Raw genomic sequence first — 20,088 nt, 5'->3', positions numbered from 1 at the left:
GGCTTCAGTCCGGCATCAGCATGTAGCCGGCTCCGCGTACCGTCTGCAGATAGCGCGGCTCTTTCGGGTCGGGCTCGATCTTGCGGCGCAGCCGGGTGATCTGCACGTCGATGGCGCGATCCGAACTGTCCGTTTCCTCGGAAGGGGTGCGGCCCAGATCCACGGTCAGATCGACACGGCTGACGGCCTGTCCCGGCGTCTCGGCCAGACGGCGCAGCAACGCCGCCTCGGTTCCGGTCAGGTGGATGTGGCTGTCGCCTTCGAACAGTTGCCCACGCTCGGTGTCGTAACGCAGGCCGCCGAGAGTCATGAATTTCGGTCCCGCCGGTTGCGCCTGCGGCACCCGCCGCAGGATGGCCGAGATGCGCAGCAGCAGCTCGCGCGGCTCGAAGGGCTTGGGCAGATAGTCATCGGCCCCGGCTTCGAGACCCGCGATGCGGTCCTGGGTCTCGCCGCGCGCGGTCAGCAGCAGGATGGGGGTAGCGATGCGGTTGCGCAGGTCGCGGGTCAGGCTGATCCCGTCTTCGCCGGGCATCATCACGTCCAGCACGATCAGGTCGAATTCCAGCCCGCGCAGGATCTTGCGGGCATGGCCGGCATCGGTCGCGGTGGACACCATATAGCCGTTCTTGACCAGAAACTTGCGCAGCAGGCTGCGGATGCGTTCGTCGTCGTCGATGACAAGGATATGGGCAGTATCGTTCATTCAGCCGCCTCGGCGCCGCGCATTTCGCGGAACTGGCGGGCGCCCGCATCGTCCATCATCGCCTCCAGCACGGTGCGGAAACCGGCGACGGCCTGCGGCCCGGCGGCGCGATAGGCGGCGCGGACGCGGGCGCGCTGCGCCTCGGACAGGCGGCGTTCCAGATCGATGCCGGCAGCGGTCAGATTCAGCAGCCGCTCGCGCCGGTCACGCTTGCCGATGCGGGATTCGACCAGCCCGTCATCCAGCAGCGCCCGCAATACCCGGTTCAAGGATTGCTTGGTGACCCCCAGAATATCCAGCAGCCCCGATACGGTCAGCCCCGGCTTGCGGGCGATGAAATGCAGCGCGCGGTGATGGGCACGGCCGTAATCTATCCCTTCGAGGATTTCGTCCGGGTCCGAGGTGAAGGCGCGATAGGCGAAATAGAACGCCTCGATCCCGCCGCGAATCTGATCGTCGGTCAGGAACAGCAGGTTTTCCGCGCCCTGACCCGAGACTGGCTTGATCGCCGTTTCCTTCATGACATCTCCTGTCCTGCGGTCAGTTTAAGTCAGCCTTGTTGACATTCCAAGAATCAATCATTAGCGCTTCGCTCAATGAACGCAAGATTAGGTCTGATGATGGTCGTTTTGCGCAAGATTCGTAATGTCGGCACAAGGAGAGCGAGATGGCTGGAAACTACGACGACCGCGACGGCAAGATCTGGATGGATGGCGTTCTGGTCGACTGGCGCGATGCCAAGGTGCATATCCTGACCCATGCGCTGCACTATGCCTCCTCGGTTTTCGAAGGCGAGCGCTGCTATGACGGCAGGATCTTCAAAGGCCATGAACATTCGCTGCGGCTGATCGAATCCGGGCGGTTGCTGGACATGCCCGTCCCCTATTCCGCAGAGGAGCTGGACGCCGCGAAAGAGGCGGTTCTGAAGGCCAACGGGCTGAGCAACGCCTATATCCGGGCGATTGCCTGGCGCGCCTCGGGGCCGGATATGGGCGTCTCGGCGGCGCGCAACCCGGTCAGCGTGGCCATCGTCGCCTGGGAATGGGGCAGCTATTACGGCGATGCGAAATGGCAGGGGGCCAAGCTGGACATCAGCAACTGGAAGCGTCCCGACCCTGAAACCATCCCGGCGGCGGCCAAGGCGGCGGGGCTGTACATGATCTGCACCATGTCGAAACACGCCGCCGAGGCGAAGGGCTGTTCGGACGCGCTGTTCTATGACTGGGAAGGCTATGTCGCCGAGGCGACGGGCGCGAATATCTTCTTCGTCAGGGATGGTGAGATCCATACGCCGCTGGCCGACCGCTTCCTGAACGGCATCACTCGGCAGACCGTGATTCAGATGGCGCGTGACAAGGGTTTCACCGTCCACGAACGCCGCATCCGCCCCGAGGAGCTGGCGGATTTCAGCGAATGCTGGCTGACCGGGACCGCGGCCGAAGTGACCCCGGTGGGACAGATCGGCACGCATCACTATCAGGTCGGTCAGATCACCCGAGATATCGCCGCCGCCTACGAGGCGCTGGTGCGGGCCTGACCGCCGGCCGGCCTTCCACCGCAGGCCCCGAGGTGTTGGAACACGGAAGATGCGGGGCAAGCGGTCGCAGTTCCGGCCTGGGCGGTGGCGGTGTATAAGCGCGCCATGAGCCATTCCTTTCGCACCGCCCTGCCTTTCTGGATGTCGCTCGGCCTAGTGCCGCTGACGATCCTTGCCGCCGCCTGGGGAGGCTGGTGGTGGGTCCTGATGCCGCTTTATGCGTGGTATCTGGTCACCGGGCTGGATCTGGTTCTGGGGCTGAACAAGGAAAACCCCGATACCGGGACGCCGGTCGAGCAGTTGTTCTGGTATCGCGCGATCACGGCGATCTGGTTCCCGGTGCAGTTCTGTCTGGTCTTCGGGTTGATCTTTTATGCCACCCGGTCCGACCTGTCGGGCTGGGAAAAGCTGGGCCTGTTCTTCGGCCTCGGCGTCGCCTCGGGCACCATCGGCATGGTTTACGCCCATGAACTCCTGCATCAGCGCCCGAAATGGGAGCGTTGGCTGGGGGATCTGCTGCTGGCCTCGGTGCTGTATTCGCATTTCCGGACCGAGCATCTGCTGGTTCATCACGCCTGGGTCGGTACGCCGCGCGACGCCGTCTCGGCCCGCTATAATGAGGGGTTTCACCGTTTTTTCTGGCGCGTGCTGACCGAGGGGCCGGCAAGCGCCTGGCGGGCCGAAAGGGGTTTGCAGGCGCGTGCCGGGCGGTCGGCCTTTGACCGGCGCAATCCGTTCTGGCGCTATGCGGCGCTGCAGCTTGGGATGCTGGCGCTGGCGCTGATCCTTGGCGGATGGCAGGGGCTGCTGCTGTTCGTGTGGCAGGCCTTCGCGGCGATCTGGCAGCTTGAGCTGACCAATTACGTCGAACATTACGGGCTGACGCGTCGTCATCTGGGCGACGGGAAATACGAACATGTCCTGCCCCGGCACAGCTGGAACGCGGCGCACAAGGCCTCGAACTGGCTGCTGATCAATCTGCAGCGGCATTCGGATCATCACTACAAGCCCGACCGCCGGTTTCCGCTGCTGCAGACCTATCCCGAAGACGAGGCGCCGCAGCTGCCCTTCGGCTATCCCGGCATGACCTTTCTGGCGATGATCCCGCCTTTGTGGCGACGGAGGATGAACCCGCGTGTGCGGGCATGGCGGCGGCAATTCTATCCCGATATCGCGGATTGGGGGCCTTATAACCGGGCCGAGTTGCCGATGCCGAAAGGGGCGCTATAGGCAAAAAAAAAGCCGCCCATGCGGAACTGGTCCGCGGGCGGCGAAGTCTGTCCGTGCCGAACGAGCGGGGCGCGGACGTGGCGAAACTGTCAGAGAGGTGTCAGTTGGGACGTTCGTCCATCTCGTCGCGGATCTGCTGGCGCAGCGCGTCGATGGGAATCATCTTGCCCTCGCGTTTGAAGTGCCAATAGGTCCAGCCGTTGCAGGAGGGGGCACCCTCCAGCCTGGCGCCGACCTGATGAATGGAGCCCTTGATGTCGCCACCCGCCAGGCTGCCATCGGCGCGCACCTTGGCCTTGTGGCGGTTGCCGATCGAATACAGTTCCTCACCGGGACGCAGCATGCCGCGTTCGACGACCTGACCGAAGGGCACGCGCGGCTCGGCGCGTTTGCCTGTCGAGGTCGCCAGCGCTTCGGCATGCAGGCGGCGGATGCGGTCCAGCCGTCTGTTGGCCGCATCGCGATAGCCGCTTTCGCGCTCGATCCCGATGAAGTCGCGGCCCAGCATCTTGGCCACCGCCCCAGTGGTGCCGGTGCCGAAGAAGGGGTCCAGCACCACATCGCCCGGATTGGTGGTCCCGATCAGGACACGGTGCAGCAGAGCCTCGGGCTTCTGGGTCGGGTGGGCCTTGTCGCCCTTGTCATCCTTCAGCCGCTCGCCGCCATTGCAGATCGGCAGCACCCAGTCGGATCGCATCTGGACGCCTTCATTCAGCATTTTCAGGGCTTCGTAGTTGAAGGTGTATTTCGCCGATTCGGATTTCGAGGCCCAGATCAGCGTCTCATGGGCGTTGGTCAGCCGCTTGCCGCGGAAGTTCGGCATCGGGTTCGATTTGCGCCAGACCACATCGTTCAGAATCCAGTAACCCTGATTTTGCAGCTCGGCGCCGACGCGGAAGATGTTGTGATAGCTGCCGATCACCCACAGCGCCCCGTTGGGCTTCAGCAGGCGGCGTGCGGCCGCCAGCCATTCGCGGGTGAACCGGTCGTAATCGGCGAAGCTGTTGAACTGGTCCCAGTGATCATCGACGGCATCGACGCGGCTGTTATCGGGCCGGTGCAGATCGCCGCGCAGCTGCAGATTATAGGGCGGATCGGCGAAGATCAGGTCGACACTGCCTGCCGGCAGGCTGTTCATCACATCGACACAATCGCCGGCGAGAATCTGGTTAAGCGGTAAGGTTCGCGCGGACGCGTTGGTCTTGGGGTCTGTCATCTCTGCCTCTCGGAACGCCGGATTTTCCCGGTCTGGTATGGCTCGAATGATGAGTCACAGGTGATTCGCCGTCAATTTATTTATTTGAATCAATCTGTTGTGGTTGGGACTTTACACAAGATGTTGTGGACGGGCGCGAAGGAACGCCGATGATATGGGGTCACGCCGAGTTCCAGCAGCGCGCGCTTGTGGTCCGGGGTGGGGTATCCGGCGTTCCGGTCCCAGCCGTAGCCGGGGAACTGTTGCGCCAAATCCACCATCACCGCGTCGCGCGCCGTCTTCGCCAGAATCGACGCCGCCGCAATGCTCAGCGACAGGGCATCGCCCTTCACCACGGCGCGACCGGGGACGGGCAGGTTGCGGGGCAGCAGATTGCCGTCGATCAGCGCCAGATCGGGGCGGGTGGGAAGCTGGTCGATCGCCCGACACATCGCCGCATGCGAGGCGCGTAGAATGTTCAGCCTGTCGATTTCGTCGATCCAGACATGGACGACTGCCCAATCGGCACATGCGCGGATTTCCGCCGCCAGCTTTTCGCGCTGCTTTACCCCCAACTTCTTCGAGTCGTTCAGGCCCGCGGGAAGTCGTTGTGGATCAAGCATGACTGCGGCTGCGGTGACCGGACCGGCCAGCGGCCCGCGTCCCGCTTCGTCCACTCCAGCTACGCGCCGGGCGCCCGCAAGACGCGCATCCAACTCATAGGCATAGTCAGGGCACGGATTCGTGATACTGGGCATGGCAATAATCTCATACTCTGACTGCTCCGTTTTTGCACCGACAGGTTTGAAACGAAGGCGGTTGAAGGCGGAGGTATTGCTATCCATTTGAAAATGAGCGGAAAAATAAACGCATTGTGCGATATCCCGAGATGACGATAGCATCTCACCATTGAGTGAACCGATCGGTTCTCTTTGACCTTATGGACAGCTTTACTTACCTAAACACGGTTTCATATGTCTGCTTACCATCAAGAGGTCCTTTAACACCATGCTGCTTGCAAAAGGTGAATCATCCCTGGCCGAGGGGACTCTGCGACCGGCCGGTCGGCAGGTGCTGAACACCTGGCAGGCCGTGCAGTCGGAAATCCTGCGCCGCATTCGCACGGGTGAATGGGTGGCTGGGCAGCTGATCCCCACCGAACATCAGCTCGCCGCCGAATTGGGTTGCGCGCGCGCCACCGTCAACCGCGCGATGAGCCAGCTGGCCCAGGACGGGATCCTGCAGCGCCGCCGTCGGGTGGGGACGCGCGTTTCCGATACCCGTGTCCCGGAAGCCGGGGTCGAGGCGATGCCGATTCGCACCGAGGTCGAGGCCACCGGCGCCGCCTATGCCTATCATCTGGCCGGTCAGATCACTGTTTCCGCGCCGGAAGATATTGCGTCGATCATGCATGTGCCGCAGGCCGAGCGGCTGATCCGTTATCGCGCCGTGATCACCGCCGATGATGCGCCCTATTGCGTTGAAGTCGGCTATCTGGCCCAGCATGACGCCGCGCAGCTGACCGACGAAATGCTGCAATCGGCCGAGCCGCTGGAATGGATGCGCCAGTCGATCGACCAGATCTCGGGGCGGCTGGAAATCCTCGCCACACGGCTGACGGGCGAATGCGCGGCCGAGCTGGGCGCGGAAAAGGGCCAGCCGGTGTTGACGCTGGACCGCACGCTGTGGTGCGACGGTCGCGCGCTATCACATTCGCGTCGGGTCTATCCGCCGGGGCATCGCGTCAGTTTCGCGCGTTGAATTTGCGCGCCATACTGCGCTACGAGTGACCCGCCCCGATGCTGGAGACCGCGATGATTTCCCCCCTGCGTTGCGCCGCCTGGCTGGCGGCGCTTGCCCTGTCCGTTCCGAACCTCGCCGCCGCCGCGCCGATCAGCGCCGAGGCGATCGAAGCTGCCACCTATACCGGCGGCGCGTTGCCATCGGGCCAGTCGGCGCTGACAGCCAAGGTGCAGGTCATGCTGGATCGCGCCGGCGTGTCGCCGGGGGTGATCGACGGCATCAAGGGCGGAATGAGCCGCAGCGCCATCGCCGCCTTCGAACGCCGCAGCGGGCTGCCGGCGGATGGCGTGATGGACCCGCAGGTCTGGGCGGCGCTGCTGCCCTTCGCGGGCGGCCCGATGACCACCAGCTATACCATCACCGATGCTGATGTGACGCAGCTGACCACGCATATTCCCACCGATTACCTCGAAAAGGCGAATATGACCTCTCTGGGCTATACCAGCGTGGCCGAGAAGCTGGGCGAGCGGTTCCACATGCACGAGAACCTCATCGCCGCGCTGAATCCGGGGGTGCCGCTGACCGCGGGGGCAACGATCCGGGTGATCGCGCCAACGAAACCGCTGCGCGCCAAGGTGACCCGCGTCTTTGTCGAAAAAGGCACCAACCGCGTCGCCGCCTATGATGCCGAGGGCCATATGGTGGTGAATTATCCCGCCACGATCGGTTCGGCCGAGACGCCGTCGCCCAGCGGAACCCACATGGTTCGGGCCGTCGCCATGAACCCCGAATATACCTATAACCCGAATATCAATTTCACCCAGGGGTCCAACAAATCGGTGCTCGTGTTGCCGCCGGGGCCGAACGGCCCGGTCGGAACCGTGTGGATCGCGCTGAGCAAGCCGACCTATGGGTTGCACGGCACGCCTACACCGTCGCGGCTGTTCGTCAGTGAATCGCATGGCTGCGTGCGCATGACCAACTGGGACGCCGAGGAACTGGCCCATATGGTTCAGCCCGGCGTCACCTCGGTCGAGTTTCTGGAAAAGGGCACCTCGCTGGCCGACGTGATGGGCGAGGCGCGGGGAACCTCGAAAGCCGTGCAGGCCGCGGTGGCGGCTTCTGCTGCGCTGGCGGCCTCGGTGCCGCAACTTGCCGCGCAGACCTCGACGGTGCTGGTCTCCTCGGCCGCGCCGGTGGCGCGTCCACCGCATATGTTGCGTTCGCCCGATGCGGTTCCGGCCGCCGTGCCGGCAACTGCGCTGCCGGCGGCGGCCGCCCCCGCAGCCGGCATCGCGCCGCAGGTGATCCAACCGCCCGGCGCAGTTCTGCCCGGTGGCTACGTCCCGCGCGGGCGCTAGGATGACAGGGTGGCTTCTGGCGACGATCCTGGGTGTGGCGATGATGTCGGCGCCATCGCAGGCGCAGGAACCGCCCCATCGGCCCCCCGGCAGCACGGCGCCCGAAGCGGCTGATCGCGGCCAGAATGGTGCGCTGACCGACAGCGTCCGGCCACCCGCGCGCCCCGAAGCTGTGTCAAAGCCGGACGCGACGGATGCCGCAGCCGACCAGCCAAGCGCGACCGATGCGGTGCCCCCCCAGCCAAATGCCGCGAATCCTGCGCCCCCTTCATCAGGCGGCACGGATGCCGCGCCCGCGCCGCCCCCGACCGCGCCCGCGACCGATCCCGTGCCCGCCGGGCCGCCTGCCTGGCAGGCCTTGGCCGAGGGCGCCTTGCCCTATCGCTTCTGCCTGATGAACCTGAACATGCTGGGCGTTGGTTACCGAGAGGTCGCGCCGATGACCTCGCCTGAGGATGCCGATTGCGGCATTGCCCGGCCAATTCAGGTTGACAGCCTGCAGCCCGGCGTGACCATCGCGGGTGGCGCATTGATGCGTTGTGATACCGCCCGGCGTCTGGCGCTGTGGCTGCGTGCCGAGGCCCAACCGGCCGCCGCCCTGCTGCCCGGCGCACCGCGGATCGCCGAAATCCTGCCCGGTTCGACCTATCAGTGCCGGGCGCGAGTGGGCGGCGCGTCGGACAAGCTGTCTGAACATGCGCTTGGCAACGCCTTCGATGTCGCCGGCCTGCGCTTTTCCAATGGCGAGGAGATGCTGATCGAACCGCGCGATGACAGTGGCGGGATCGAAGAAGCGTTCCAGAAGGCCATTCGATATGGCGCCTGCTTGTATTTCACCACCGTTCTCGGGCCGGGGTCGAACGCGGCCCATGACGATCATCTGCATTTCGACGGCGCGGTCCGCAAGGGCGGCTGGCGGCTGTGCGAATAAGCGCGCTCAGCGACTCAGCTGCTCCATGTCCAGATAGTCGGGCTTGAACTGCGCCAGCGCCACCAGACCGCGCCAGTCGAGAATCTCGATTTCCGTCCCGGACCAGCGGATCAGCCCGCGTTCGCGCAGGTCGCGGACGGCGCGGTTGATATGGATGGGCGAATAGCCAAGGATATTGGCCAGGTCGCGCTGCAGAAGCGGCAGGGTAAAGCGATAATCCCGCGCCGCCCCGACCGAGCTGAGGCGGGTGTAAAGCTCGCAAAGCAGATGCGCCAGATGGGCGCTCGACCGCAACGATGCCGCCGCGACCAGCCATTGCCGATGGATGGCGGCGTCGATGGTGGTCGACATCCACAACAGCCGCGTCAGGTGCGGCCAGTCGTTGGTGATCTCCAGCAGCTGATCGTGGCTGACGAATTCGACCTCGGTCGGACCCATGGCGAGGATGGTGTGTTCCAGCCCTGCCAGTACGAAGCCGTGCAGATCGACGAAGTCGCCCGGCACGTGCAAAGCCGAAATCACGCGGTCCTTGCCGCGCGACAGAAAATGCACCCGAGCCGACATGCCCTGCAGCATCAGACAGCTTTGATCGACGATCACGTCGCGCGCGACGATGACATCACCGCCGTTGAAGCGCACCTGCCGCGTCTTCAGCGCTTTCAGGCGTGCGCGCTCGGCTGCGCTCAGTTGATCCCGACGTTCCAGATAGCGGATGAAATAGTCTGACAGTGCCACGGCATTTCCTTGAACGGCTCGCGGACGGTGCAGGATTTGGTCATAAACCGCAATGCCGTGCTGTGATAACATTCGTTAATCCGGCAGGGTTCCGGGCCGTCCCGCGCGCGCCTCAGCTGCGCTGGTTTCCGCCGCGCGGCAAATGCAGCGCGTTGGCCAGCATGGCAAAGCTGGCGGCGGCGCCATCGGGGCTGTTTCGGGCCACGAACGCATCCAATGCGGGATAGAGCTTGACCGCTTCGTCCAGCTTCGGGTCCGACCCCGCCGCGTAAAGCCCGGCCTTGATCATCAATTCCGATTCCGCATAGGCGCCGAGTGCGGCCCGCGCCCTGCCGATCAGCGCGTTTTCCGCGTCGGTCGCAGCGTGCGGCAGCGAGCGGGAGACCGAGCGCAGCACATCGACGGCCGGAAAACGCCCGCGCTCGGCGATCGCGCGGTCCAGCACCACGTGACCGTCCAGAACGCCGCGCAGGATGTCGGCGATCGGTTCCTCCATGTCGGAGCCGGCTACCAGCACGCTGAAGATGCCGGTGATGTCGCCGCCCCCCTCGGGACCGGGCCCGGCGCGTTCGGCCAGCGACATGATCAGATGCGAGGTTGACGGCGGGAAGCCGCGATAGGACGGGCTTTCGCCGGAGGCGAGCGCGATTTCACGATGCGCCTCGGCAAAGCGGGTGATTGAATCGGCGAGGAACAGCACATGCCTGCCGTGGTCGCGGAAATATTCGGCCACCGCCATCGCCGCCCAGGCGCAACGCCGCCGTATCAGCGGCGACTGGTCCGAGGTCGCAGCGACCACCACCGCGCGCGCCATACCCTCCGGTCCCAGCACATTTTCAACGAACTCACGCAACTCGCGCCCGCGCTCGCCGATCAGCGCGATGACCACCAGATCGGCCTGCACGCCGCGCGAGAGGTTTGACAGCAGTGTCGATTTGCCCACGCCGGACCCGGCGAAAAGACCGATTCGCTGCCCCCGCACGATCGGCAGCAGGGTATCGAAAACCGCCAGCCCTGTATCGAGCCGGCTGCCCAGCCGCTTGCGGGTGACCGCAGCCGGCGCGGCTGCGCTGAAGCTGCGCTCCTCGCTTCCGTGGGGCAGGGGGCGGCCGTCCAGGGGCCGGCCGAACGGGTCGACGATACGGCCGATCCACGCCGCGCATGGCGCAAGGCGGGGGGCGAAGGTCAACTCGACCTCGGTGCCGATGGACAGGCCATTCACGGGCGATTCCGGCAGGATTTCCGCTGTTGTCGCCCCCAATGCGACGATCTCGCCTGTCAGGTCCAGTTCCCGCGACAGCAGCACCCGATCCCCGATCGAAGCATGCGCATTCAGGCCACAGACGCGCACCAGCCCGGCGCGGATCTCCTCTACGCGACCGAAATAGCGGGCCGGGCGCAGCCGGCTGATCCTTGCCGCAATGGATTCAATTTTATCCAATTTTTCGCCTCGCTTTGTGCCGGGATCCGCCCGGCTCGAAAGGGTTTTTAAACCAGTTGAGGTTAAGACCGGGTTTATCACAGTGGAGGAGAAGCCTCTTTGTTGGAAAAACTTGAAACGATCCGCATGGCGCGAGCCATGACCGCGCATGCGGCGGAGCGGGCGAAGGTGATCGCCGGAAATGTGGCCAATGCCGACACGCCGGGCTTTCGCGCGAGGGACCTGGCTCCCTTTTCCGAAACGTATCGCAATGCCGCCGCCAACCCGATCCGGGCGACGCGCGCGGGGCATTTCACCTCGTCCGACGGGGGCGCGACCGCGATGCGCGTGACCGAGGATCAGGGTGGCCGGGCGCCCAACGGCAACTCCGTCTCGCTGGAGGAGGAGATGGTCAAGAATGCCGAAACCAAGCGCCAGCACGATATTTCGCTCGCGGTCTACCGGTCCTCACTGACCATGCTGCGCACCGCTCTGGGGCGGCGGGGGTAAGTGATGGAGAACCAGATCTCTGCCACCCGGATCGCCGCTTTCGGGATGCGTGCACAAGCGGACCGGCTGCGGCACGTGTCCGAGAATATCGCCAATGCCGATACGCCGGGCTATCGCCGCAAGCTGGTCACCTTCGATGCGGTTCTCGATCATGGCCGCCCGAATGGCCTGGTCGAGGCGTCGCAGCCGCAGCTTGATCGCAGTTCCCTGGAACGTATCCACGATCCCGCCCATCCGATGGCTGACGCGCAGGGCTTCTATGACGGTTCGAATGTCGACCTGGTGACCGAGATGGCCGACGCGCGCGAGGCAAGCCGCAGCTACGAGGCCAATCTGCGCATCTTCGAGCAGGCCCGGCAGATGTCTTCCTCGCTTCTTGATTTGCTGCGCCGCTGAAAGGATTTTGCATGATTACCCCCACCAATGCCATCACCGCCTATCTGCGTGCGACCGAGGCGACGCCGCCGCAGCCCCAGCAACCGCTCGGGGCCGGCATGAGCGCTGCCGCCCATGGGTTCGAACAGGCGATGGCCGCGGCCGACCAGACCGCCATCGGCGCCATGTCCGGCAGCGCCGACACGAATGCCCTGGTCCAGTCCCTGACCGAGGCAGAGCTGGCGCTCGATGCCGCCGTCGCCATTCGCGACAAGGTGGTCGAGGCCTATCAGGAAATCCTGCGGATGCCGGTGTGACATGGATGAAAACCTCATCTTCGACCTTGTTCGTCAGGCGCTGTGGATCGCGGTGCGGATGTCGGCGCCGTTGCTGGCAGTCGCGTTGATCGCGGGCGTGGCCATCGGCCTGTTCCAGGCGCTCACCTCGGTTCAGGAAATGACGCTGACCTTCGTGCCGAAAGTCGGCCTGATGCTCGCGGTCTTCTGGGTCTCGATGAGCTTCATGACCGCCATTCTGTCAGGCTTCTTCACCGAGGCCGTCATTCCCCTGATCGCGGGCAACTGAGCATGGATAACGCCATCTACGCCTCGCTGACCCGGCAATCGGGCCTGATGCGCGAAATGCGCGTCATCGCCAACAATATCGCCAATGCCAATACCAACGGCTTTCGCCGCGAAGGGGTCGTCTTTTCCGAATATCTGACCGCGACGGGAAAAGGACGCGAGGGCCTGTCGATGGCGAATGCCCGCGGCCGTCTGCTGGACTTGAAACAGGGGGGCATGTCCATGACCGGGGGCACCTATGATCTGGCCATCGATGGCGAAGGGTTCTTCGCCGTCGAGACAGCGCAGGGCACCCGCATCACCCGCGCCGGGGCCTTTCTGGCCTCTGCCGATGGTGAATTGATGACGGCGGACGGTCATCGCCTGCTCGACGAGGGGCTGGCGCCGATCCAGATCCCCCCCGGCACCAAACAGGTGGCCATCGGCCCGGATGGCACGCTGTCGGCCGACGGCCTGCAACTGGCGCGGGTGGGCGTTTTCGCCGCCCCCGACCCGGCCGCGATGCTGCGCAATGGCGGGACCCTGTTCGAAACCGGCGACGCCACGTTGCAACCCGCCGAGGACGCGCGGATCCAGCAGGGTTTTCTGGAGGATTCCAATGTCGAACCCATCGCCGAAATCAGCCGCATGATCGAGGTGCAGCGCGCCTACGAGATGGGTCAGACCCTTCTCGACCGCGAAGACAAGCGCATCCGCGACGCCATCACCGCCCTGACCCGTTAACGGAGTTTCCCATGAAAGCCCTTCAGATTGCCGCCACCGGCATGAGCGCCCAACAGACACGGGTCGATGTGATTTCCAACAACCTCGCGAACATGTCCACGACCGGCTACAATGCCCGGCGAGCGGAATTCGCGGACCTGCATTATCAGCAGGTGGTCCGGCCGGGGACCATTTCAGCAGCGGACGGGACCGTCATTCCCGCGGGGATCCAGCTGGGCCTCGGTGCCCGTCCGACGGCGGTGACGGTCAATATCGCCCAAGGGACGCTGTCGGCCACCGGGGGCGATCTCGACCTCGCGATTGATGGCTTCGGCTATCTCGAGGTCACGATGCCTTCGGGAAGCTCGGGCTATACCCGCGACGGTGCGCTGAAGCGCTCGCCCGACGGGCAGATCGTGACCTCGGACGGCTATCCGGTGGCGCCCGGCATCACCATTCCCGACGAGACGCGCAGCGTCGCCATCAACGCCGATGGCGAGGTCTATGCCTATTTCGACGGTCGCGTCGAGCCGGAGCTGCTGGGCCAGCTGACGCTTGCGGGCTTTACCAACGAAAAGGGGCTGGAGGCGATCGGCTCGAACCTGTTTCTGGAAACCAATGCTTCGGGACCGGCGCTGGTTTCGCTGCCGGGGCAGGAGGGATTGGGCACGGTCAGGCAGGGATACCTCGAGGAAAGCTCGGTCGATCCGGTGCGCGAGATCACCGAACTCATCAAGGCGCAGCGGGGGTATGAGCTGAACGCCAAGGTGATCACCGCCGCCGACCAGATGCTCGGCGCGACTGTGCAGGTGCGGTGATGCGGAGCGGGTTTGCCCTTCTGGCCGTTATGCTGTCCGCGCCCGCGCAGGCCACGGTGACGGCCGCTCGGGATCTGCCGGCAGGCACGATCATCGGCGCGTCGGACGTCGCCTGGATCGAGGAGGTGCCCGGCGGCATCAATGATCCGGCGCTTGCGGTCGGCCAGCAGGCCCGCGTGGCGATCTATGAGGGGCGTCCGGTGGTTGCCGGTGCCTTGCGCGCGCCGGTGCTGGTGTCGCGCAACCAGATCGTGCGGGTCGCCTTCGATGCCGGGCCGCTGCGCATCGAAGCCGAAGGCCGGGCGCTGTCCGAAGGCGCCGCAGGCGACGTGGTTCGGATCATGAATCTCGCCTCGCGCAATACGATTTCCGCCGTCGTCAAACCCGACGGCACCCTTGTTTCAACCTCCAGCAACACGGAGTTCAAATGACGCCGCGCACCCTTCTGCTGGCCGCCCTCCTTCTCGCCGCCACCGCAGCCTGCAACCGGACCGATCATCTTGGCCGCCCCCCCACCATGTCCGAGCCGCAAAGCACCCCCGAATTTGCCGCGATGACCACGCCCGAACTGTTCCTGCCCGAAACCCCGCAGCGTCCTGAGGCGGATGCCTCGCTCTGGGCGGGCGAGCAGAGTTCGCTGGTGCGCGATCGCCGCGCGACGACGCGGGGGGACATCCTCACCGTGGTGATCGAAATCGACGACCGGGCCGAGATCTCGAACAGTTCGAACCGGTCGCGCTCGGCGGCGGATAAGGTCAGCATCCCCGATTTTGCCGGTCTGCCGCAAAGCCTGGACAAGCGGATGACTGCGGGCGCCTCGATGGACAATGCGGTCGATGCGAATTCGTCGTCGACCTACAAGGGGAACGGCAAGGTTTCGCGCCGGGACAAGCTGACGCTGCGGGTCGCGGCCACGGTCATCGACCGACTGCCGAACGGCACACTGCACATCCAGGGCAGCCAGGAGGTTCGCGTCAATTTCGAAATGCGCGAGCTGCTGGTGTCGGGCTTCGTCCGCCCCGAGGATATCGGTCGCAACAACGAGGTCGCCTATGACCGCATTGCCGGTGCGCGGATTTCCTATGGCGGGCGCGGGCAGATGATGGACGTGCAGCAGCCGCGCTATGGCCAGCAGGTCGCCGACATGATCCTGCCCTATTGAGAGGTCGCCATGGTGAAGAAGCTGATACCGCTGCTTGCCATCGTGATCGCGGCCATCGGCGGTCTGTTCGGCGGCGAGATGCTGCGCCCACAGGAGGGCGCAGCCGACCAGCCGCCCTCCGAAGGGGAACCGCAGGGGACGAATGCACAGGACGGCGCGCCGGAAGCGGCGGAGGCTGATCACCGCGCCAAGGGCTCGGCCAAAACCGGTGCCCCGCAAGGCGAGGCGACGACGGCCTATTTCCGCTTTCCCTCGCAATTCTTCGTCCCGGTCATGCATGGCGACCGGCTGGACGGCGTGATGGTGATGACCTTGACCGTCGAAATGCCGGTCGCCCAGCAGGAAGCAATCTTCAAGCAGGAATTTCGCCTGCGGGATGCCTTCCTGCGAACGCTGTTGATCCAGGCGAATACCGGTGGCTTTGATGGTAATTATACCATCGAGCCGCGCATGCGGCGCTTGCGCGAATCGCTGATGAAGACGGCCGCCGAGGTGACGGGCGGCGTCGTGTTGGACGTGCTGATCGAGGATATCGCCCGTCAGGATGCCGCCTGAGATCGGGCCGGGCTGCCATCGGGCTGGCCTGGCATGAAATTGCACCGGGACGGCCGGCCATGCAATCGCGGCCCCGACGGCGCTGCGCACGACGGTGGGGGGCGCGGGCGGCCGGCGGGAAGGGGCATGACAAAAAGCCGGTCTGGCTTGCACTCTGCGGTGGCACGGCTAGATGTGCTGCGCGCGTCTTGGGCGCGTGACGCTGTCGGGCGCGGCCCCATCGCCGCCCCGGCCAGGGGCAGGAGAGTGAATTGGCGCGGGTTCTGATCGGTCTGGCATTGTATAACGGCGCGGCGCATGTGGCGGCGCAGCTGAACAGCATCGCAGCACAGGATCACCGGGACTGGCGACTGGTGGTTTCGGACGATGGGTCCACCGATGCGGGGCCGGCAATTGTGCAGGACTTCGCGGCGGCCTTTCCGGCCGGGCGCGTTTCCCTGATCTCGGGGCCATGCGCCGGCGCGACGCGGAACTTCCTCTCGATGATGACGCTGCCGGCCGGGGACGAATATCTCTCGCTTGCGGATCAGGACGACGTCTGGCGACCCGACAAGCTGAGCCGGGCCCTGGCGGCGCTGCGCGCGCAGCCCGAGGCGGGGCTTTATTCGGCCTGCACGACGATCTGCGATGCGGATCTGACGCCGCTGGCGGGGTCGCGCCGCTTCGCCGGACCCTTCAACTTCAGAAATGCGCTGGTGCAGGCGGTGACGGCGGGCAATACCTGCGTGCTGACGCCCGCCGCAATCCGGTTGGCGCGCGCGGCCGCGCCGCCCGCAATGGAAATCGGGCTCGAGTCGCATGACTGGTGGCTCTATCAGGTGGTTTCCGGCGCGGGGCTGGGGATCATCCGCGACGATGCCGAGGTGCTTCTGTATCGCCAGCATGGTGACAATCTGAAGGGTCGCAATGATACCATTGCGGCGATGAAGGCGCGGCTGGATCAGCTTTTCGCCGGGAATTATGGCGGCTGGGTGCATGACAATGTGGCTGCCCTGTCGGCCGCGTCGGCGTTGCTGACGGCGGAAAACCGGGCAGTTCTGGCAGATTTCGATCATGCCCTGACCCAGCCCGGCTGGCGCATGGCGCGGGATTTCGCTCGGCTGCGGCTGCGGCGGCAGACCCGCTCGGGGACGGCGGCGCTTTATGCCGCCGTACTTGCGGGACGGCTGCGGCGCCCGGCCTAGATTGTGGCGGCCATCCGTCGCGGCCGGGTGGGCGTTGAGGACGGCGCAATAGCGGGCCGTTCTGGCGGGTTTCGACCATGCCACGCACCAGTCGATGCTGCCCGCCGATTTGCGCGGTTGACGCAAGGCCGCATTCGGCCATAACGCTCTGGCCCATTCACCCATTCCCCCGCGAGGCCTGTCATGAGTTTCGACCGCAATATCAAGATCGCGCCCTCGATCCTGTCCGCCGATTTCGCCGATTTCGGCCGCGAGATCCGCGCCATCGAAGACCAGGGCGCCGACTGGGTTCATGTCGACGTGATGGACGGCCATTTCGTCCCCAATCTGACCTTCGGGCCGCCCGCGGTGAAAGCGTTCCGTCCGCATGTGAACACCTTCATGGACGTTCATCTGATGATCGCGCCGGTCGATCCCTATATCGAAGCCTATGCCGAGGCCGGCGCCGATCTGATCACCGCCCATGTCGAGGCCGGTCCCCATATCCACCGCACGTTGCAGGCGATCCGCGCCACCGGCAAGAAAGCGGGCGTGGCGCTCAACCCCGGCACGCCGCTGGAGGCGATCGAATATGTGCTGGATCTGGCCGATCTGGTGCTGGTGATGTCGGTAAATCCCGGCTTCGGCGGCCAGAAATTCATTCACAACCAGGTCGACAAGATCGCCCGTCTGCGGGGCATGATCGGGGACCGGCCGATCCATATCCAGGTGGATGGCGGGGTAGATCCCAAGACGGCAGGGCTGGTGGCCAGGGCCGGCGCGGATGTGCTGGTCGCGGGCTCGGCGGTCTTCAAGGGGGGCTCGGTCGCCGCGCCGCAGGTCTATGGCGAAAATATCCGCGCCATTCGTGAGGCCGCCGAATCGGCGCTGCACCGGGGATGAAACAGGCATGAATATCGCCTTCGACCTCGACGGCACGCTGATCGACAGCGCCCCGGATATTCATGCCACGGTCAATCTGGTGCTCGCCGATGAGGGGCTGGCCGGGGTCGATCTGCCGACGGTGCGCGGCTTTGTCGGGCATGGTGTCCCGCATCTCGTGAACAGTCTGCTGGCTGTGCGCGGCATCGATGATCCGGCCCGCGCCGTCCGCATGGCCGAGAACCTGATCGGCCGTTACGCGGAGGCCGTGACGCTAACCCAGCCCTATCCGGGCGTCGAGGACGCGTTGCAGGTCCTGCAGGCGACGGGTCACCGGCTGGGCGTCTGCACCAACAAGCCGGCCGCACCAGCGCTGGCGGTACTGCGGCATCTGGGGCTGCTGCCCTATTTCGAGGTGATCGTGGGCGGCGACAGCGGCCTGCCGCGCAAGCCCGACCCGGCGCCGCTGCTTGAAACCCTGCGCCGCATGGGCGGGGGACCCGGCGCCTATGTCGGCGACAGCGAGGTGGACGCGGCGACCGCGGAAGCCGCCGGACTGCCCTTCTTCCTGTTCACCGAAGGCTACCGCAAGGCGGCGGCCGACACGCTGCCGCATCGGGCGCTGTTTGCGGATTTCGGCGCGCTGCCGGCGCTGATCCGCGCCTTGGGCTGAGCCTATTTCAGCAGACCGGCCAGATAGCGGCCATAGTCGTTCTTGGCGAAAAGCTGGGCGCGGCGGGACAGCTGCTCGGCGTCGATCCAGCCCTGATCGAAGGCGATCTCGTCGGGGCAGCCGGTTTGCAGGCCCTGACGGCGTTCCAGCGTGCGCACGAAATTGCCGGCATCCAGCAGGCTGCCATGAGTGCCGGTATCCAGCCACGCATAGCCGCGGCCCATCCGCTCGACCGTCAGCAGCCCGTCATGGAGGTAGGTCTCCAACAAGGTGGTGATTTCCAGCTCGCCCCGATCCGAGGGGCGCACCTCGGCCGCGCGGTCCGAGGCCGTATTGTCGAGGAAATACAGCCCCGTCACCGCGAATGGCGACGGCGGGTTGGCAGGCTTCTCGATGATCGAGCGCACCCGGCCCTGGGCATCGAAATCGACCACGCCATACCGTTCCGGGTCGGCAACACGATAGCCGAAGACGGTGCCCCCCTGCGGCTTGGTATCGGCGGCAGCCAGCAGCTCCGACAGGCCATGCCCGAAGAAGATGTTGTCGCCCAGCACCATGGCCGAGCCCGCGCCGTTCAGGAATTGGCGCGTCAGCAGGTAAGCCTGCGCCAGCCCGTCGGGCGAGGGCTGGACGATATAGGTGAAATCCATCCCCCACTGGGCGCCATCGCCCAGCAGGCGGCGGAACTGTTCCTGATCGTCGGGGGTGGTGATGATGGCGATTTCGCGGATGCCGGCCAGCATCAGCACGCTGATCGGATAATAGATCATCGGCTTGTCGTAGATCGGCAGCAGCTGTTTCGAGACGCCCATGGTGATCGGGTAAAGGCGCGTGCCGGATCCCCCGGCGAGGATGATGCCCTTGCGTTGGGTCATGCGCGAAGCTCCTTGATGACGTCTTGCAGCGAAACGCGCCAGTCGGGCCGCGCGATCCCGAAATCGCGGGTGATGGCCGCGCAGTCGAGGCGCGAGTTCAGTGGCCGCCGCGCTGGGGTGGGATAGTCGCTGCTGGGAATGTCCACGACTTCGGGGGTCAGGCCGGATTGGGCGAAGATCTCGCGGGCGAAATCGGCCCAGCTGACATCGGGGGCGCCCGCGAAGTGATAGATGCCCCCCTTGGCGGGATCGGCGGTCATCGTCTGCGCCACGCTCAGGGCAGCGGCCGCGATATCGGCGGCGGCGGTGGGACCGCCGATCTGGTCGGCCACGATGGTCAGCCGGTCGCGTTCGGCACCCAGCCGGCGCATGGTCTTGACGAAATTGTTGCCATGCGCCGAAAAGACCCAACTGGTCCGCATGATCGCGTATTGGCCGCCCGCTGCCTGAATGGCACGCTCGCCCTCAAGCTTGGTCAGCCCATAGACGCCGAGGGGCGCGGTCGGGGCATCTTCCGCCCGCGGCGCGACACCCGAGCCGTCGAAAACGTAGTCGGTCGAGAAATGGACGAAGGGGATGCCCAGTTCCGCGCAGGCCGCAGCCATGGCAGCCGGCGCCTGGGCGTTGACCAGCCCCGCGGTGGCCGCGTCAGATTCCGCCTTGTCGACGGCGGTATAGGCGGCGGCATTGATGACGGCGCCGGGACGCGTCTGGTGGATCAGTGCCGCGCAGGCGGCGGGATCGGTCAGATCGGCGGTTTCACGTCCGGCGAACTGCGCGCCGGGTGCGCGGCGCGCCAGTTCCTGCGCGACCTGTCCGGTTTTCCCAAAGATCAGAAGGGTCATGGATTTTCCTGCAGTTCCAGGCTGCGAGATGCAAAGGCCCGGTGATACGCAAAGTCAGAATCTTTTCCGGGCGGCACGACCGGTTC

At 65.3% G+C, this 20,088-nt stretch carries 24 protein-coding genes and 1 pseudogene; 17 read left to right on the top strand and 8 right to left on the bottom strand.

From position 1 onward, the window contains the following. Window positions 1–4: 4 nt before the first annotated feature. A complete protein-coding gene (locus tag H1S04_RS16050) occupies window positions 5–706 on the bottom strand; it encodes a response regulator (protein WP_181746523.1) in 702 nt (233 codons plus the stop codon). Beyond that, window positions 703–1,227, bottom strand: a complete 525-nt coding sequence (locus H1S04_RS16045; RefSeq protein WP_181746522.1) for a MarR family winged helix-turn-helix transcriptional regulator — start codon at window positions 1,225–1,227, stop codon at window positions 703–705. The genes H1S04_RS16050 and H1S04_RS16045 overlap by 4 nt, the downstream gene beginning before the upstream one ends. Before the next feature lie 146 nt (window positions 1,228–1,373). On the opposite strand from H1S04_RS16045, the gene H1S04_RS16040 reads away from it, so the two are divergent. Further along, window positions 1,374–2,243 carry a branched-chain amino acid aminotransferase gene (locus H1S04_RS16040; RefSeq protein ID WP_181746521.1) on the top strand — a complete coding sequence of 290 codons (870 nt, stop codon included), beginning with the start codon at window positions 1,374–1,376 and terminating at the stop codon, window positions 2,241–2,243. A gap of 105 nt (window positions 2,244–2,348) precedes the next feature. Further along, window positions 2,349–3,473: an alkane 1-monooxygenase gene (locus H1S04_RS16035; protein ID WP_181746520.1), complete on the top strand. Its 1,125-nt coding sequence runs from the start codon at window positions 2,349–2,351 to the stop codon at window positions 3,471–3,473. A gap of 100 nt (window positions 3,474–3,573) precedes the next feature. Here the strand turns inward: H1S04_RS16035 and H1S04_RS16030 are convergent, their stop codons facing one another. Beyond that, the gene (locus tag H1S04_RS16030) at window positions 3,574–4,689 is read right to left on the bottom strand and encodes a site-specific DNA-methyltransferase (RefSeq protein ID WP_181746519.1); all 1,116 of its coding nucleotides are present in this window, start codon (window positions 4,687–4,689) and stop codon (window positions 3,574–3,576) included. 89 nt (window positions 4,690–4,778) lie between these two features. Further along, window positions 4,779–5,426, bottom strand: a complete 648-nt coding sequence (locus H1S04_RS16025; protein WP_181746730.1) for a ribonuclease HII — start codon at window positions 5,424–5,426, stop codon at window positions 4,779–4,781. A gap of 250 nt (window positions 5,427–5,676) precedes the next feature. On the opposite strand from H1S04_RS16025, the gene H1S04_RS16020 reads away from it, so the two are divergent. The 3 genes from H1S04_RS16020 to H1S04_RS16010 are packed head-to-tail and all read left to right on the top strand — an operon-like array spanning window position 5,677 to window position 8,703. Further along, window positions 5,677–6,429, top strand: a complete 753-nt coding sequence (locus tag H1S04_RS16020; protein ID WP_181746518.1) for a GntR family transcriptional regulator — start codon at window positions 5,677–5,679, stop codon at window positions 6,427–6,429. 38 nt (window positions 6,430–6,467) lie between these two features. Then, the gene (locus tag H1S04_RS16015; protein ID WP_255435656.1) at window positions 6,468–7,772 is read left to right on the top strand and encodes a L,D-transpeptidase; all 1,305 of its coding nucleotides are present in this window, start codon (window positions 6,468–6,470) and stop codon (window positions 7,770–7,772) included. 1 nt (window position 7,773) lies between these two features. Beyond that, window positions 7,774–8,703 carry an extensin family protein gene (locus H1S04_RS16010; protein WP_181746517.1) on the top strand — a complete coding sequence of 310 codons (930 nt, stop codon included), beginning with the start codon at window positions 7,774–7,776 and terminating at the stop codon, window positions 8,701–8,703. Window positions 8,704–8,709: 6 nt separating this feature from the next. On the opposite strand, the gene H1S04_RS16005 is transcribed toward H1S04_RS16010, so the two are convergent. Both H1S04_RS16005 and H1S04_RS16000 read right to left on the bottom strand, forming a co-directional pair. Continuing rightward, on the bottom strand, window positions 8,710–9,438 hold the full coding sequence (locus tag H1S04_RS16005) for a Crp/Fnr family transcriptional regulator (protein ID WP_181746516.1): 729 nt from the start codon (window positions 9,436–9,438) through the stop codon (window positions 8,710–8,712). 112 nt (window positions 9,439–9,550) lie between these two features. Then, the gene (locus H1S04_RS16000) at window positions 9,551–10,870 is read right to left on the bottom strand and encodes a FliI/YscN family ATPase (protein ID WP_298948200.1); all 1,320 of its coding nucleotides are present in this window, start codon (window positions 10,868–10,870) and stop codon (window positions 9,551–9,553) included. Window positions 10,871–11,017: 147 nt separating this feature from the next. Between H1S04_RS16000 and H1S04_RS15995 the strand changes: the two genes are divergently transcribed. The 12 genes and pseudogenes from H1S04_RS15995 to gph all read left to right on the top strand — a co-directional run bounded on the left by H1S04_RS15995 (window position 11,018) and on the right by gph (window position 18,282). Continuing rightward, window positions 11,018–11,368 (top strand): FlgB family protein, encoded by a 351-nt coding sequence (locus H1S04_RS15995; RefSeq protein WP_370470481.1) that lies wholly within the window; start codon window positions 11,018–11,020, stop codon window positions 11,366–11,368. Between the two features lie 3 nt (window positions 11,369–11,371). Continuing rightward, complete coding sequence (gene flgC, locus H1S04_RS15990; RefSeq protein ID WP_181746513.1) at window positions 11,372–11,764, top strand: flagellar basal body rod protein FlgC; 393 nt, start codon at window positions 11,372–11,374, stop codon at window positions 11,762–11,764. 11 nt (window positions 11,765–11,775) lie between these two features. Continuing rightward, a complete protein-coding gene (locus tag H1S04_RS15985; protein ID WP_181746512.1) occupies window positions 11,776–12,060 on the top strand; it encodes a flagellar hook-basal body complex protein FliE in 285 nt (94 codons plus the stop codon). After that, a pseudogene (locus H1S04_RS15980) lies at window positions 12,041–12,328 on the top strand (flagellar biosynthetic protein FliQ); the annotation flags it as partial. The gene H1S04_RS15985 and the pseudogene H1S04_RS15980, both read left to right, overlap by 20 nt. 2 nt (window positions 12,329–12,330) lie before the next feature. Then, entirely contained in the window at window positions 12,331–13,050 is a 720-nt protein-coding gene (locus H1S04_RS15975) for a flagellar hook-basal body complex protein (protein ID WP_181746510.1), read from the top strand. A gap of 11 nt (window positions 13,051–13,061) precedes the next feature. Next, entirely contained in the window at window positions 13,062–13,847 is a 786-nt protein-coding gene (gene flgG, locus H1S04_RS15970; RefSeq protein WP_181746509.1) for a flagellar basal-body rod protein FlgG, read from the top strand. Then, a complete protein-coding gene (gene flgA / locus H1S04_RS15965) occupies window positions 13,847–14,278 on the top strand; it encodes a flagellar basal body P-ring formation chaperone FlgA (RefSeq protein WP_181746508.1) in 432 nt (143 codons plus the stop codon). Before flgG ends, flgA begins: the two co-directional genes overlap by 1 nt. After that, on the top strand, window positions 14,275–15,009 hold the full coding sequence (gene flgH / locus H1S04_RS15960) for a flagellar basal body L-ring protein FlgH (protein ID WP_181746507.1): 735 nt from the start codon (window positions 14,275–14,277) through the stop codon (window positions 15,007–15,009). The genes flgA and flgH overlap by 4 nt, the downstream gene beginning before the upstream one ends. 9 nt (window positions 15,010–15,018) lie before the next feature. Continuing rightward, window positions 15,019–15,564, top strand: a complete 546-nt coding sequence (locus H1S04_RS15955) for a hypothetical protein (protein ID WP_181746506.1) — start codon at window positions 15,019–15,021, stop codon at window positions 15,562–15,564. 251 nt (window positions 15,565–15,815) lie between these two features. Continuing rightward, a complete protein-coding gene (locus H1S04_RS15950; protein WP_181746505.1) occupies window positions 15,816–16,748 on the top strand; it encodes a glycosyltransferase in 933 nt (310 codons plus the stop codon). 183 nt (window positions 16,749–16,931) lie between these two features. Further along, on the top strand, window positions 16,932–17,630 hold the full coding sequence (gene rpe, locus H1S04_RS15945) for a ribulose-phosphate 3-epimerase (protein WP_181746504.1): 699 nt from the start codon (window positions 16,932–16,934) through the stop codon (window positions 17,628–17,630). A gap of 7 nt (window positions 17,631–17,637) precedes the next feature. Beyond that, a complete protein-coding gene (gene gph, locus H1S04_RS15940) occupies window positions 17,638–18,282 on the top strand; it encodes a phosphoglycolate phosphatase (protein WP_181746503.1) in 645 nt (214 codons plus the stop codon). A 2-nt stretch (window positions 18,283–18,284) separates the two neighbouring features. Here gph and rfbA read toward each other — a convergent pair whose 3' ends face one another. Continuing rightward, a complete protein-coding gene (gene rfbA / locus H1S04_RS15935) occupies window positions 18,285–19,157 on the bottom strand; it encodes a glucose-1-phosphate thymidylyltransferase RfbA (protein WP_181746502.1) in 873 nt (290 codons plus the stop codon). After that, complete coding sequence (rfbD, locus tag H1S04_RS15930; protein ID WP_181746501.1) at window positions 19,154–20,002, bottom strand: dTDP-4-dehydrorhamnose reductase; 849 nt, start codon at window positions 20,000–20,002, stop codon at window positions 19,154–19,156. The genes rfbA and rfbD overlap by 4 nt, the downstream gene beginning before the upstream one ends. Window positions 20,003–20,088: the final 86 nt, after the last annotated feature.

Origin of the sequence: Paracoccus sp. S1E-3, assembly GCF_013868135.1 — a bacterium.
GTDB lineage: Bacteria > Pseudomonadota > Alphaproteobacteria > Rhodobacterales > Rhodobacteraceae > Paracoccus.
Note: the sequence above shows the minus strand (reverse complement) of the source record. Positions and strands in the feature narration are given on the sequence as shown.